General features: G+C 58.8%; 13 protein-coding genes and 3 pseudogenes. 9 read left to right on the forward strand and 7 right to left on the reverse strand.

The window, feature by feature from the left end; all coding sequences use genetic code 11:
* Positions 1–334: 334 nt before the first annotated feature.
* Together BC363_RS17010 and BC363_RS17015 are read right to left on the reverse strand one after the other, a co-directional pair.
* A complete protein-coding gene (locus BC363_RS17010) occupies positions 335–568 on the reverse strand; it encodes a hypothetical protein (protein ID WP_065783710.1) in 234 nt (77 codons plus the stop codon).
* A gap of 31 nt (positions 569–599) precedes the next feature.
* Entirely contained in the window at positions 600–2,549 is a 1,950-nt protein-coding gene (locus BC363_RS17015; protein WP_065783712.1) for a hypothetical protein, read from the reverse strand.
* 213 nt (positions 2,550–2,762) lie between these two features.
* Between BC363_RS17015 and BC363_RS17020 the strand changes: the two genes are divergently transcribed.
* The 4 genes from BC363_RS17020 to BC363_RS17035 all read left to right on the forward strand — a co-directional run bounded on the left by BC363_RS17020 (position 2,763) and on the right by BC363_RS17035 (position 5,675).
* Positions 2,763–3,083: a hypothetical protein gene (locus BC363_RS17020; RefSeq protein WP_065783714.1), complete on the forward strand. Its 321-nt coding sequence runs from the start codon at positions 2,763–2,765 to the stop codon at positions 3,081–3,083.
* Between the two features lie 59 nt (positions 3,084–3,142).
* On the forward strand, positions 3,143–4,342 hold the full coding sequence (locus tag BC363_RS17025) for a YcaO-like family protein (RefSeq protein ID WP_065783716.1): 1,200 nt from the start codon (positions 3,143–3,145) through the stop codon (positions 4,340–4,342).
* The gene (locus BC363_RS17030) at positions 4,339–5,049 is read left to right on the forward strand and encodes a TfuA-like protein (protein ID WP_065783718.1); all 711 of its coding nucleotides are present in this window, start codon (positions 4,339–4,341) and stop codon (positions 5,047–5,049) included. Before BC363_RS17025 ends, BC363_RS17030 begins: the two co-directional genes overlap by 4 nt.
* Positions 5,050–5,216: 167 nt before the next feature.
* The gene (locus tag BC363_RS17035; protein ID WP_244519897.1) at positions 5,217–5,675 is read left to right on the forward strand and encodes a GNAT family N-acetyltransferase; all 459 of its coding nucleotides are present in this window, start codon (positions 5,217–5,219) and stop codon (positions 5,673–5,675) included.
* A gap of 152 nt (positions 5,676–5,827) precedes the next feature.
* Here the strand turns inward: BC363_RS17035 and BC363_RS35485 are convergent.
* From BC363_RS35485 to BC363_RS34480, 3 pseudogenes are all read right to left on the reverse strand, one after another.
* A pseudogene (locus BC363_RS35485) lies at positions 5,828–6,016 on the reverse strand (hypothetical protein); the annotation flags it as partial.
* A gap of 69 nt (positions 6,017–6,085) precedes the next feature.
* A pseudogene (locus BC363_RS34475) lies at positions 6,086–6,373 on the reverse strand (recombinase family protein); the annotation flags it as partial.
* Positions 6,374–6,382: 9 nt separating this feature from the next.
* Positions 6,383–6,526, reverse strand: a pseudogene (locus tag BC363_RS34480) (IS6 family transposase); the annotation flags it as partial.
* A gap of 571 nt (positions 6,527–7,097) precedes the next feature.
* Between BC363_RS34480 and BC363_RS17045 the strand changes: the two are divergent.
* The 4 genes from BC363_RS17045 to BC363_RS17060 all read left to right on the forward strand — a co-directional run bounded on the left by BC363_RS17045 (position 7,098) and on the right by BC363_RS17060 (position 11,607).
* Positions 7,098–9,236, forward strand: coding sequence for a ParB/RepB/Spo0J family partition protein (locus BC363_RS17045; protein ID WP_065783723.1), 2,139 nt, complete (start codon positions 7,098–7,100; stop codon positions 9,234–9,236).
* Between the two features lie 211 nt (positions 9,237–9,447).
* Positions 9,448–9,870 (forward strand): antirestriction protein, encoded by a 423-nt coding sequence (locus BC363_RS17050; RefSeq protein ID WP_065783725.1) that lies wholly within the window; start codon positions 9,448–9,450, stop codon positions 9,868–9,870.
* Positions 9,871–10,025: 155 nt separating this feature from the next.
* Positions 10,026–11,216, forward strand: a complete 1,191-nt coding sequence (locus BC363_RS17055; RefSeq protein ID WP_065783727.1) for a DUF932 domain-containing protein — start codon at positions 10,026–10,028, stop codon at positions 11,214–11,216.
* Positions 11,217–11,304: 88 nt separating this feature from the next.
* Positions 11,305–11,607: a hypothetical protein gene (locus BC363_RS17060; RefSeq protein WP_065783729.1), complete on the forward strand. Its 303-nt coding sequence runs from the start codon at positions 11,305–11,307 to the stop codon at positions 11,605–11,607.
* Here BC363_RS17060 and BC363_RS35150 read toward each other — a convergent pair.
* Both BC363_RS35150 and BC363_RS17070 read right to left on the reverse strand, forming a co-directional pair.
* Positions 11,597–11,806 (reverse strand): hypothetical protein, encoded by a 210-nt coding sequence (locus BC363_RS35150; protein ID WP_065783730.1) that lies wholly within the window; start codon positions 11,804–11,806, stop codon positions 11,597–11,599. The genes BC363_RS17060 and BC363_RS35150 overlap by 11 nt on opposite strands.
* A gap of 93 nt (positions 11,807–11,899) precedes the next feature.
* Positions 11,900–13,090, reverse strand: a complete 1,191-nt coding sequence (locus BC363_RS17070; protein ID WP_065783732.1) for a DUF1173 domain-containing protein — start codon at positions 13,088–13,090, stop codon at positions 11,900–11,902.
* Positions 13,091–13,355: 265 nt separating this feature from the next.
* On the opposite strand from BC363_RS17070, the gene BC363_RS17075 reads away from it, so the two are divergent.
* Positions 13,356–13,670: a hypothetical protein gene (locus tag BC363_RS17075; protein ID WP_065783734.1), complete on the forward strand. Its 315-nt coding sequence runs from the start codon at positions 13,356–13,358 to the stop codon at positions 13,668–13,670.
* Positions 13,671–13,776 lie beyond the last annotated feature (106 nt).

Here is a 13,776-nt window from a genome sequence, read left to right on the forward strand (position 1 = left end):
CGGGCGCTAAGATGCGACCTTATCGGCCCAGCAGCTCCGCCCGTTTAGCGATCGGCATCCAATCAGCGCCATCGGCAACAGCATACGCGTGATCCTGTCAGGTTTGTCCGGCCGAGCTTTTCGACAAGAGCAAATCTGCTGCGGAAGAATGTCGTGTCGGCAAGCGACCTCGGCGACGCCGAAGCCGCTTGTCTCCTCCTCGTCCAGAATCCACAGATTTTTCAACGAACACTCTGCCAAGCAGGTGAGTATAGTGTCGTCGACGAAGTGGTCCGGGACGGCTGCGAATCGGTGCTGTCGGGTTTCAAATACCGACAACAGGCCGCGCTTCGTTTCAGTTGGCTATGGGTAGTCCATCATAGTGGCCTGATGAGGCGGCCTCGGCGGACTTCACGACCACCGCGACGTCCACGCCCTTCGTCACGATTGTTCCAGTCGCGCGAAGATCCGCCACTGTCTTGAGTCCCCCTGTTGTGGGCGGATCGAGAGGCACCACGCTCCCGGCATCCAGATCGGCCACCCAAAGACCCTCTTCACCTGCTATGCTGATCACGACAACTCTAGCCATTTGCTTCATTTCCCCTGTTGCAGATTGCGGTTTAGAATCCTGCCCTCTTCAGGCCTGTACGGTAGAGATCCTTGTGCCATTGCTCCTTGGACGGAACCGCGGACAGCCATTGGTCGACATCGAAGACAGGATTGGTCTCACGAACTCTCCGCACATAAAAGCGCGCCTTGTCCATCTGGTCCAACATCGCCCAGTTGGCGGCCGAAAGCCGGTCAGCCAAACTGGGATCTGCCATCTGGCTGATATAATCCAGCGATGCCTCGAATTGGCTCATGGCGTAGTTGGCTCCTGCGGCGGTCCAGAGATAGGAGTCCGGGCCAAGAGGGTTCAGTTCGATCGCACGCTCGATTTTCTGCAAGGCCAACATCGGGCGCGAACAATGGACTAACGTATCCGCGTGGTCGGCGATGACGTCCGCGTAGTGTGGGCCAAGGGTCTCTGCCAGTTCCAGTGCTTCAGCGCTTTCATCGAATGCACCCTGAAGCAATTTGGCGACACCAAACTCGCGGTAACTATCAGCTAGATCGGGACGTGCGTTGATGGCTCGCGTGGAAAAAGTCTCCGCCGTCTTCAAAAGATCGATATCGCCTCGTGCCGTTAACAGCCACTCCTTCGAGTAGGTTCGCGCCATGGCGCTCAGCGCCGGTGCGAAATCGGGGCTTGCTTGCAGCGCGGCTTTCATCTCCTTGCGCGCACGCCGCAAGTCCGGGAGCGTCAGCCGATTCAAATGCCGCTTGCCTATAAGGTATCGATGGTAGGCGATCGGGTTCAGTTCAAGATAAGAGCGTGTCGCTTCATGTCGCTCGATCTCGCCGGAAACAGAAAGTGCGATGCGTCGTGAGATCACTCGTCTGTCGCGAACAAGATCAAGGTGCCCAAGACTGAACCTCTCCGCCCAGGTTATCTCGCTATTAGGATGGAAGATTAGCTGGGCGAATAACGTCACTTCGTCGCCCAAGCTGCTGATCCGCGTGTCGAGAATATAGGTGACGGAATGATGGTCGAAGAACGCAACCTGGTCTTCCATCTCCTGACCAATTCGAACGGCCGAATAGGGGGCTATGACCTGGAGGCTATTGAAGGCACAAAACCCGATTGTAATGTCTTCTATTAACGATGCGGCGACCAAGCCGGCGTCAGGACGGCTTGATTGATTGCTAGGAGGCAACAGCACGAGGCGGGGAATTGCTGCGCTCGGTGTTTCTTTGACTTCAAATGAAGAGTTAGGTCCGGCGAAGGCGGGATCAGATGACGGCGGTCGTACCTTAGCCGCGACCTTTGCTGAATCCTTGTCGATGCCCGCGGGAAGGGCATCAACCCCTCTCGAAATCGATTTGCTTCGTTCCTCAAAAAACTGCCGCAGCTGCTCGACTTCTCCTTCGGCATGAAAGATTCTTACGAGCAATTGCAAAGTGTCGGGATCGTTGGGTACAGCCCGGAAGAGGAGGATAGCTGCTTCCTTTACGACTGCATATTCTGCTTGCGTGCGGGCTAAAAGTGCCGCCCTTTCTAGCGAAACTGTGAGAATGGCCTTATGACGCTTTCTGCGCTCGGCAAGCCAGTCCTCGAAATCGCGACTGTTGCAGTTAATCCGCCCTAAAAAAGACCGTTGGAATAGCTCTACGAGGCGCATCAGCCGGGAAAGGGGCTCTGCCAATTCGTCCTTGTCAACCCACAGTAAATCGGACGACAGTGACGCTCGATCAACGGAAATCGTGGTTTCCGTAAAGGAAAGGAATTGCGTTCCCAGTTCTTCTTGGCGGTTCCTTATTCTCGAAACGGTCTTACGTAAATTAGTGAGCGAAACGGCATTGTCTTCGTGTCCCCACAAGAACGCGGCCAGTGACTGTCGATACGCCGATTCTTTTTCGATCGTGAGAAAATATACTAGTATTAACAATCCCTTTTCAGGAAAAGCTACGTCGTTACCTTCTTCGTCGAGGAGCCTTAAACCCCCAAAGGTCTGCAGAAAGAAAGCCATTTTTTCCCTTGCGACACGGACCGATGTTGCCCCGCAGCTTGGTGTGCTGCCAACCGTGTCCGGGCGGCAGTGTGTTCCAATCACGCACGAATTTCAACAACCGCGTTCATACTTGTGCGACGCGAACGTTATGGTAGATTTCATGCGCGAATTGGCGTGAGGTAGTTTGGGTCTGACTGACCCGAAATTACACTCTGAACAAAGGAAAAAGCTATGTCTAAAATGATGGTGCTCGGCGTAAAGGACGAAACTGGCCTCTGGCTTGTCGATTTTGACGCAGGCACGGTCACAGCCTTGGATGGGACGCGGGAAGACTATTTCACTCGGTCTGGCGGCATTGACCCGGTCAACAACGCGGTTGAGTCGGTTGATGTTGCAGTTGCGTTCGACGCGAGGGAAGAAGCGTTCGGGGGCTTTATGTATCGTAGTCCTGCAGTCGATCTCGCTGTTTCGTTCCAGCCGAAGGAAGAAGCTTTCAGCGGGCGGTTCTATAAATCGCACATCTCGGCCGACGGTAGTTCCCGTTCTGCGTGATCGAACAGTAGCTGGTCGTATGCTCGGCATTCCGTCAGGCAGGACCTTGGTAGTGTAATATGATTTCTGATGCGCCATTGTCTCCCTATTCTGATCGCAGTTGCTCGCCGAAGGAGACAATGGCGCGTATCGCACCATCGCTGTCGAAGCATGGAATCACCCGACTGGCGCGACTGACAGATCTCGATAGAATTGGCATTCCGGTCTGGAATGCCATCGCTCCCAACGCGCGCTCGATCGTCATCAACCAGGGCAAAGGAATCGAAGACATTGATGCGAAGGTGTCGGCAGCAATGGAAGCGCTTGAGCGTGCTGTTGCCGGAGAACCACACATCGAGGTTCGCCAAACAAGCGTCTATGAGCTTGAAAACGGAGGTCTTTTCGCTGATCCGTTTCATGGCATGATTTTAGTGGGTCGAAGCGAGGTGCAACTGAAAGAGACGCTCGCTTGGACACTCGGATACGATATCGTGGCCGAACGCGACGTTTGGGTGCCGTATGACGTAGTTCGGCTCGACGACACAAAACCAAATAGATTCTGGCAGTCATCGGATGGTCTGGCGTCGGGTAACACGCTCCTCGAAGCAACCTTTCATGGCTTGCTGGAACGGATTGAGCGCGACGCAACAGTTGTCTCGCAGTTCTCTTCCGACGGAGAGAGAAGAAAAAACTGCGTCGATGTGGAATCCTTCCGCGATCCGATACTCAGCAGCCTAGCAGACCGGGTGCGGGAAGCTGGCTTCAGACTGCAAATGTTCGATATGACCAGCGACGTCGGTGTGCCTTGTTTCGAAGCATTTATTGCACCAGACAGGCCGCCCGGGGTCGAACTTCGCTACATTGAGGTGACGCATGGTGCCGGGGCACATCCCAGCCCCGTCCGCGCAGCTATCAGGGCTGTCACCGAGGCGGCGCAATCAAGGCTGACCTACATCAGCGGCGCGCGAGATGACATCCACCCCGACACCTTCACCCGACCGCTTCCGGATCATCTCCGCGAGGCGCTCTTCTTCGAACCGACCACCGACGGGCCCGGTTTTGCCACGGTCCCCTATGCGGTGCTATCCGACATGCTGACGGGTGTAATCGATAGGCTCAAGGCTGTGGGGATCAAATCAGCGATCGTCGTAGACCTGAACCCACGCGAGCCAGATTTCAGTGTTGCCAAAGTTCTTGTCTCGGAACTGGAAAGCCCAGATGGGAAAAGGAAGCGAAGGTTCGGCAAGCGTGCGCTGAAAAGGATTCTGAAATCAAGATGAAAGTCATCTTCGCGGGACCAACACTCCACGGCGCGGATCTAGCGCCAAATCCTGACTACGAGCTACGCCCGCCCGCAAAGCAGGGCGATTTTTATAAAGCCATACAGGATGGCGCCAATGTCATTGGACTCATTGATGGTGTTTATGAGTACGTGCCAGCCATTTGGCACAAGGAGATCCTGTTCGGGCTTGCCCAAGGCGTCCACATCTTCGGGGCTGCGAGCATGGGGGCTCTCAGAGCAGCGGAATGCGCGGCTTTTGGCATGGTCGGGGTTGGTGAAATCTACGCGGGCTTTGTAAGCGGCGCATTGGAAGATGACGCCGACGTTGCCCAATCCCACGCACCAGCCGAGATGGGTTTCCTTCCTCTCAGCGAACCCCTCGTCAACGTCCGCGCGACGATTTCGAGATGTTTGCACCTTTCACATATCACGGATGCCGAGCACGATCAGTTGCAGGCGGTCGCGAAGGCGATCTTCTTCAAGGATAGGACCTATAAACACTTGGTGCGGTCCTCAATTCCCGACAGCGATCGAGCTTCTGCGGTGCTGGCAGCCCTGCGCGCCAATAACGTCAACCTGAAACTGCATGATGCGTCACAGCTTATCGAGGTCGTCCTCAAGTCACCCGATCAACGCTCTGCCCCGCAATTCAGCTGGACGTTCGAAACGACGAGTTTCTGGGAATCGGTGTTTTCCTCGGCCTAATCGACGCACTGTAGGTTGCAAGAAGGTTGCCGAACACGGTAGAGTGGGCGAGCTTGCTGCTGCAAAGCAGCCTTAGGTTTTAGGATTGGGATCAGCTTCGGCGGAAGTCAGCCGATCGAATCGCCCACACCGCTGGTGTGCAAGAGATATATTGGGGAAGGTTATCGATGAGATCTGAAAGCATATCTTTTGTGATCAAGCCGTTGAGCGAGGAAGACCTCGAAGAGGCAGCAACCGTCATTTCTCGTGCATATGCCGCGCCTCCTTGGAACGAGGACTGGTCATTCGAAGCTGCAACTGAGCGTGTTTCGCAGCTTTTGGCGGCGCCGCGGCGAATTGCGCTGGCGGCTTGGCAAGCAGGTGATCTCGTTGGGATTACAATCGGCACCCGGCATCGACACTATTCAGGCCAGTTGCTGTATTTGGAGGAGGTTGCAGTGCTTCCGGAGGCGCAGGGTGCAGGTATTGGATCGGCACTGCTTGGCACAATCGTCGACGCAGCAAAGGTGGCAGGATGTCACAAACTATGGCTGGTGTCGCAACGAGCGGGCAAAACATCCGAATTCTACCGACGTAATGGATTTGTCTCTAGCGACAAACTCGATATCTACTCCAAAGTGCCTTGAGTTCTGTTCAAGAGGTGTGAGCTCATGCCGAGTTGCGACTTGCGCGTGTAACGCTAACCGACACGTCGCATTTGCGCGAGCAGTTTCTTGCGGAAGACTTCCGCGGTGAGCGTCCGGCGAGCGCATTTTTTGCTCGAGGCGTAGGTGTTTAGCTAGCGGTTGCGCTTTACCTCGTCGGCCATAATGCGCTCGATCATTTTGGGATCGCATTGCTCGTCAACGAGAAACTGGCGGATCCCGCCGTCCCACGTCCGTATGTCCGCGAGAAGCTCCTGGAGGCCCTCTACGCCATCGCCAGTCAAGCCTCTTGTACCGTATTCGCTTCCGTCACGGACGTGGATCCTCAGGTTCTCCTGATGCTGCTCCCAACTGATGTAGCCGGGATGGGCATCTGGAATACATGCCGTCCAATCATCATTATCTTGTTCACGCACATTCCTCTTGCCATCAATGGTGCGTCGATAGCGGCGGCGGCCATAGGCATAGGCATAGGCATAGGCATAGGCTCCGGCGTAACGTGGATTGTGCAGCACACGCATCGCTGTCGAAGTCGTCAGCGGCCGGAATACCGTCTGGCTGTCGTGCAGGCGTGAGGGAAAGAGAATACCTTCCTGACGAAAGGCCTTGACGGTCTGGGAGGCGGATCCGACGCGAGAGAACGTCTCGAAGAAATGGACGATCGTCTCTCTGACTTGCATGTCTGGTTCAAGCGTGATCCCACGCGCAGCCAGCAGATCCTCGACCATCCGCAGACTGAGCGGAAAACGAAGATACAGCCACACGGCGTGGGCAATCACTTCAGCTGGAAACCGGTGGAGGCGATAAGGGCGATCACGAGTGACTTGGGTCATGCTGCAAGATCGCAGAGACCGATCGCCGAGAGGTTAACCTTACGGTGCCCCATAAAGTATTACGGGGCCCAAGCCATACCGTTCGGCATCCCGCAGCCGTATGGGATCGCGAACAGCCACAACGCCATGTTCAGGGGTGGTGGAAAAGGAACTTGGCGGTCGAGACGTAAAAATGATGCTCTCGGTCTGGTTGTTGCGCCTGACTACCCATCGCCCTTCCCGAATAACGGAATCTTTGCTCGAAACCTTACGATTTTGAGGTCCGAGCCCAAAGTCCTTTTTGCTCTGGATAAGCTTTGGGGGCTGCTCCCTGATTCAGGGGGCCCGCGAAGGCGGCGATATCCGCAAAGCCTACCCCGCTATTGGGCGGCCTATGACACGTGCTTTGCACCTCATTTCCATCATGCCGGCAATCTGAACAGATGGTCATCTGTAGCCTGCGGCGAGGTGGGCGCCAGCCGGAAACGGTGGAGGCTGCCAACAGGAAAGGAGGGAGAGGGGGGAAGGGGCGTTCGCGGCGGGTTGCGGTTGTCGGAGAGAGACTCCGGCCAGCCCGCCACGGAGAAACGACATGGCACAGGCCATCCAGAAAATCACGCTCAACGCCGGGCGTGACATCCCCTTCAACAAGCTCGTTCTCAGCCAGCAGAACGTGCGCAAGACCAAGGCCGGCGTCTCGATTGAGGAGCTTGCCGAAGATATTGCCCATCGCGGCCTGCTGACCAGCCTTAATGTCCGCGCCGAAGTCGATGGCGACGGCAAAGAGACCGGCATCTATCGTATTCCGGCGGGTGGACGTCGCTATCGCGCGCTGGAGATGTTGGTTAGCCAGAAGAAGCTGTCCAAGACCGCCGGAATTCCCTGCATCGTCAGCAAAGGCGAGACCCTCGAAGTCGAGGATTCGCTTGCCGAAAACGTCAAGAGACTCGATCTCCATCCGCTGGATGAATTTCGCGGCATGATGGCACTGCGCGAGCAGGGGCTCGACGAGGAAGAGATCGCCGCCCGCTTCCACATCTCGGTGGCGACGGTGAAACAGCGCCTGCGATTGGCCTCTGTCTCGCCGCGTCTGCTCGAATTCTATGCCAATGACGAGATGAAGCTCGGCCAGGTCATGGCATTTTCGATCACCAATGATCACGCCCGGCAGCAGCAGGTTTGGGACACGATCTCCCGGTCCCATAATCAGGACGCCTACTATATCCGCCGGATGCTGACCGAAACCGCGGTCCGCGCATCCGACCGACGCGTCGTCTATGTTGGCATCGACGCCTATGAGGCTGCCGGCGGTGTCGTGATGCGCGACCTGTTCGAGCAGGACAATGGCGGATGGCTGCAGGACCCGGCGCTGCTCGAGCAGCTCGTGCTCGAAAAGCTGACCGCCGACGCCGAGGCACTGAAGACCGAAGAGGGTTGGAAATGGGTCGATGCCGCCTTTGACTTTCCTTATGGCCACACCGCTGGTCTCCGCCGCTTCTACGGTGAACGGCTCGAGTACACCGGGGAGGAGCTTGCGCGTCATGACGCGCTGAAGGCGGAATACGACAAGCTCGATGCGGAATATGCCGCGGCGGAGGACTATTTCGAGGAAACCGAAGCCCGGCTCGAGGAACTCGGCGGCGAGCTGGATGCGCTGAATGACCGACCCTACGTCTTCGATCCGCAAGAGGTTGCCCGCGGCGGCGCCTTCGTCTCGCTCGCCGCCAATGGCGAACTGAAGATCGAACGCGGTTTCGTCCGAGCCGAAGACGAACCTGCCGTCGAGCCGGATGGCGGCGATGGTGATGAGCACGGCGGTGACGCCATTGCGGAATCCGCAACCGACGGCATCTCGATCAACGACAGGCCTGCCGGCGTCGAGGAACCGGAAGACGACGATGGCAAGGTGCGTCCGCTCTCCGATCGCGTCATCGAAGATCTGACGGCCGCCCGCACCGTCGCACTGCGCAATGCGCTGGCCAACGACCCGGTGATGGCCTTCATCGCCGCCCTGCATGTTGCCGTCCTGAAAATCTTCTACCGATACGGGGCGGACTCGTGCCTGGAGATCACGCTGCAACACACCGCGTTCAGCCAGAGCCAGGGCCTTGGCGATACGGTTTGGGCACAGGAGATCGAACAGCGGCAGGAATCCTGGGGTTATGATCTTCCCGGTAACGCCGACGAGGTTTGGGACTATCTGATCGCGCTCGACGAGGCCAGCCGCATGGCGCTGTTTGCCCATTGCGTCTCGCTGTCAGTAAACACGACCGTCCAGGCATGGAACCGGCGGGCCAAGGAATACGTCCATGCCAAGCAACTTGCTCGTTCGCTTGGATTCGGAATGGTCGCGGCGGGCTGGACGCCGACGGTCGACAACTATCTCGGCCGCGTCACGAAGGCGCATATCCTGCAGGCCGTCCGCGAGGCGAAAGGCGAACAGTCCGCGCAGCTCATCGATCATCTCAAGAAACCCGACATGGCGCGTGAGGCCGCCCGGCTGCTGGAAGGCAGCGGATGGCTCCCCGAAGTGCTGCGGCTTCCGGTCGACGCGACCCCCGACGAGGCCGCCGCTGCCTCCGTGGCGGATGCGGTCGAGGTTGTCGATGGCAGTGCCGAGGCAGGTGCTGGCGTCGATCTGCCAGCCTTCCTGACAGAAGGCGCGGATGTCGAAGAGACATCCATCGATCGTAGGGAGGATGGCGACGAGCACCTCGAAGCGGCGGAATAATCGCTTTCAAAACCCATCGCTCAATCGGAGGCCCGGCCATCGTGTCGGGCCTCTCTGACCGTTGAGCATCGGAGACAAGGCATGTCGGGCCGGAAAGAGGCGGCTGCGCCTGGCCGGAGGAGGAAGAGAGGGGCCGGAGCAGGGGTGAAGCCGGGCGATGGAGAGAGGGTTGTCCGGCCTGAACCCTGTCGCCTCTCTGGAAAATGAACCGATGTCGACATCCGTGATTGCACCTCAACGCGCCACCATCGTCCCCGAAGAGCATCGCCAGGAATTCTTGCCCACTCTGTTCGGGCGTTCGCTGCTGATCGTTGCCGAGAACGCAGTTTACAGCTTCATGGACCGGCTGAGCCCGCTCGACTATGGCGGCGGCTTCTGGGATTTCTACGAACACGACGGCAAGCCGCTGTTCCTGGCTCCGCAATCCAAATCGCGCTTTCGGATCACCGGCGAGATCACCGGATTTCAGGGGGAGGTTTCCGCCGAAGCCGCCGGCATCATCGCCACAATGTTTGCCTTCTCCCATCTCTCGTTCCAGTATCAATCGGAATATCTCTCAGAGGGCTACGGGCGTCTCTATGCCTATTCCGCCGACCATCCGGAAGCTGCCGAGATATTCCAGGCGATCGATTGAGAAGCGTACGCGCCACTTTTGGGTGGCGCGCCTGCAGCATTCCCGCCTGCGTCACCCCGTCTGACAGACGCTTCGGCAGCTATCCACTTTCCAACCCACCAGCCCGGTTGTCGCGAAAGCGCCAGCCGGGCTTCTTCGTTTCAGGAGATTTGAGCATGAACACCATGATTTCCAGCCCGCGGCCGGTCTCGTCCGGCTTCAAGGTCGATATTTCGCGCGGCGAACGCATTGGCCGCGTCTCATCCGAATGGTTCTCGCGCCCCGACGACGAGCGCTACCTGTCGCTCTCTGATCTTCATCGCGCCGTCAGCGCCAGAACCGATAGCGCCCGCGTTCGAACGGTTGAAAGCGCCGAGATCCGCGTGGAAGCCACCCGTGACAATGCCGAACGCCTTGCCTTGATTATTCCCGGCGGACGTGAACCGATTGCGCCGACGCATTGGAGTTACGGTCAGCTTTGCAGCCTGGTCGGCGCGCCCTCGAGCTATATGCGGCAGCTGCCTGCGCCGCTGGCCGCGATCAATCTTCAGCACGGGCTGCTGAACCACAGCGCCGAACTGGTCAAAACACTGGAGATGGATGACGGTCGCGTCGAGCTCAGGGCGGTGACTGGACCTGAATATGGGCGCATCTGGGATAAAGACCTGGTTGCCGCCGTGATGGGCATCGCCGGTAACGGAACCGGCGACACGATCTGGAAGGTGCCTGGCGTGCTCGACTGGTCGACCATGACCCACAATCCGTTCGTCGATATCACCAGGGATACGACCACGCTCTATGCCAGCGACCGCGATGTTTTCCTCTTCCTGGTCGATGATACCCACCCGATCGAGGCTGGTCGCCTGCCGAATGGCGATCCGGATCTCTACTTCCGCGGGTTCTATGCCTGGAATTCCGAGGTCGGGTCCAAGACGCTCGGCATCGCGTCGTTCTATCTGCGCGCCGTGTGTGCCAATCGCAATTTGTGGGGCACCGAAAATTTCGAGGAAATCTCCATTCGCCACTCAAAATTCGCCGCCCAGCGTTTCTCCCATGAGGCGGCGCCTGCGCTCACGAATTTCGCCAATTCCTCGCCGGCGCCGTTCATCGCCGGCATTCGCGCCGCCCGTGAGCGGGTCGTTGCCCGCAACGACGAGGATCGCTCGGACTTCCTACGCAAGCGCGGTTTCTCAAAAGCCGAAACCGGCAAGATCATCGAGACGGTGCTTTCCGAAGAAGGGAGGCCGCCTGAGAGCATCTATGACTTCGTCCAGGGGATCACGGCGCTGGCCCGCGGCAAGACCCACCAGGACACTCGCCTCGAACTCGAGAGCAAGGCCCGAAAGCTGCTCGAAAGCGCTGCCTGACTGCGGTCTTTGCAGCGGCATCTCCTCTCCATCCCGACCAGAACCCGGCCGTCGCGCCGGGTTTTCGCATTCAAGGAAAGGCAGTCCCATGTTCAAGACCGAAGCACTCTCGCCCATGCGAGCCGGCCGCCTGAATGCCGCTCTGGACAGGCAGTACCGATTTGACGGCATCGTCAAACCGCTCCGTTCCCATATCGAGAACCTGGCGGCGTCAGGTCCGCTGGAACTCACCGAAGGGGACGGGATGATCGATTACTCCCGGACGCGCTTCAACCGGTTCGCCTCCCACAAGGAACAGGACGCCTATATCGCGCGTCTCCGGGCGAAGCGATATTTCTACGTGAATGGATGGGTGGTTCCGAAGTTGGTCTATAACGCGATCAGACGTTGATCTCGGCCGCGTTTTGCTCTGGCGCAGCCTCGGGGTGTCTCATCGGCATCGCTGCACCATTCTCGGCGGATTTCTCCACGGCGGCTACCTGATCGCCAGCGGCCTTCAGATCGATTTTTCCCCAGATCGAGTGCTCCCGCCGGGACAGGCGCCGCCGATTCTTGATCTCGACGACGAACGGCTTCTTTTCAGGCTTCATGATGGTCCGGTTGAAAAAGACAGTTGGCTACCATGCCGCAGCTGTTCTTATTCGCTTCGACCTGTCAACGCCCCGCGTTCCCATGCTCCCATATCAAGGAAGTCGCGGCATTTCGCCCTCGGCCACCCGCCAGATCCAGGATGCGATCTCCGGTCTCGCCGCGATCATATCCGCAAGTGCGTGCTCGTAGTCGTCTCCGGCGCTTGCCGGCACGATGAACATCGCGACGGGTGCGGGTTTTTGTTCCGGCAATGTGACCGACACGATGGGCGCATCGCGGCGTAGGTTGAAACGCAGCCCCTTTACGCTCTTTCGTTTCAGGTGGCTCAGCTTCTCCAAAAGCCGCAACTCGTGAATGTCCTCGAATGGCAGCCAGTGCTCGTTGACCACCATGAGGGCGACCTCTTCGACCGACGCGATACCGGCGGCCGAGATGCCGAACGTGGCGATGACGATCAGATGGAAGGTCTCGCTCGAGCGCCACAGCTCCAATTCAATCTCATAGCGCGCTGCAAGCCGCCTCCATGCGCCGTCCTCGACCATCAGCGGGAAGGGCATATGCCGCACGACGATCCTGTGCCCCTCGCGGGCGGCGGAGAACTCCTTCACCTCGGCCACGATCATCATGAGCTTGCGCGGTCCCGATCCTGTCGCCTGTATGTTCTTGAGCGCGGTGGCGCGCCGGGCGGCGATCCCGTCCTTGTCCTCGGAATGAAACACCTCGGGAATGAAGAGCATGTCGCTCAACGGGCCACCCCTTGCGGTCATCTGCAAGGCGGCATTGATGAGGCTCGTGCGCACCCGGCCCCAGCCACGCCGGCCCGCCCATGTCGAGCGCCATTCCGTCAGTTCGCCGGCCTCCCAGAGATAATGCAGCATCGCCCTCAGCGACAACTTTTTGGGCTCGCTGCGGACGGCCGGCTCGGCTGCTTCAGCCGGTGCGCCCGGCGCCGATCGTGGCCCGCGCTTTGTCAGGGAAAAATCCAGCTTCAGCTCTGCCTTGCCGCTGGCATCGATCTGGATCGCATTGCCGATCAGCGGGCCGAGGCCGGAAAGCTCGTAAGGCGGCTCATAAGAGGAGCACGCAGGATCGTGGTCGCGACCCGAGAGCGGCATGCGCTTGATGAGATACTGATCTTCCAGTCGCGCGATGTACATCGGAACCGGCGGTTCCTTGCACAAACACATCGGGCGAAGCCTTTGCTCATAAGCGTGTGGAAGCAGTGCCCGAAACTCCGGCGAGGATTCGGCCAGCGTTTGATCGCCGATCGTGAAGTTTCGCACTTCTGCCCTCCCTTGCGCCGGCTGAACGTTCACAGCTTACCTCCTTTGCTATCAAAAAACAGATAGTAAAGGCTTTGGCCGCCTCCTTTCAAGTGCCAACCATCCGCGTCAGGCCGTCAGGGGCGAGCACATGGCCGGTGCAGCGGCCCCTCCGGCGGCCACCCCAGACGCCCAGTTCGACGCTCTGATCCCGCCGTCATCTTCCCCAACCAGGCCCGGTGCTCCGACAGGAGTACCGGGCCTTCCGCATTTTCAGGAGAGCATCATGACCATGCCTGCAATCGACCGCTCGCGCTCGGCCGCCGCTCCGGTCTTTCTCAACTTCCGTTCGGAGGTTGTCCGGCCCGTCCGCTTCGCCGTCGTCTATTGGGACGGCCCGGGCGACACGCTCTACGCCTACGAGGACCCGGAAGCCTTCGAACGACAGCGCGCGACCGCCGAACGCCATTTCGTCTACGTCCACCAGCTTAGCGCGGAGGAGGCCGCAGACTGGATTGCCGCTGGTGGCCAGGCCGTCCTCCATGAGCTTTCGGTCGCCGGCGCCGCAGCCTTCGGCAACCTGAAGCTCGCACCCGGTTGAGGCCGGGCGTTGGCCGCCTGGTCGCCGCGGAGGGAGAGAGGGGCCGGAAAGGGTTGGCCTGCCGGGGTTTGGAGAGCGTCCGGGGCGGGCCGGTCCTTTCCCGCTC

It is taken from the genome of Ensifer sp. LC384, assembly GCF_001695865.1.
Taxonomy (GTDB): Bacteria; Pseudomonadota; Alphaproteobacteria; order Rhizobiales; family Rhizobiaceae; genus Ensifer.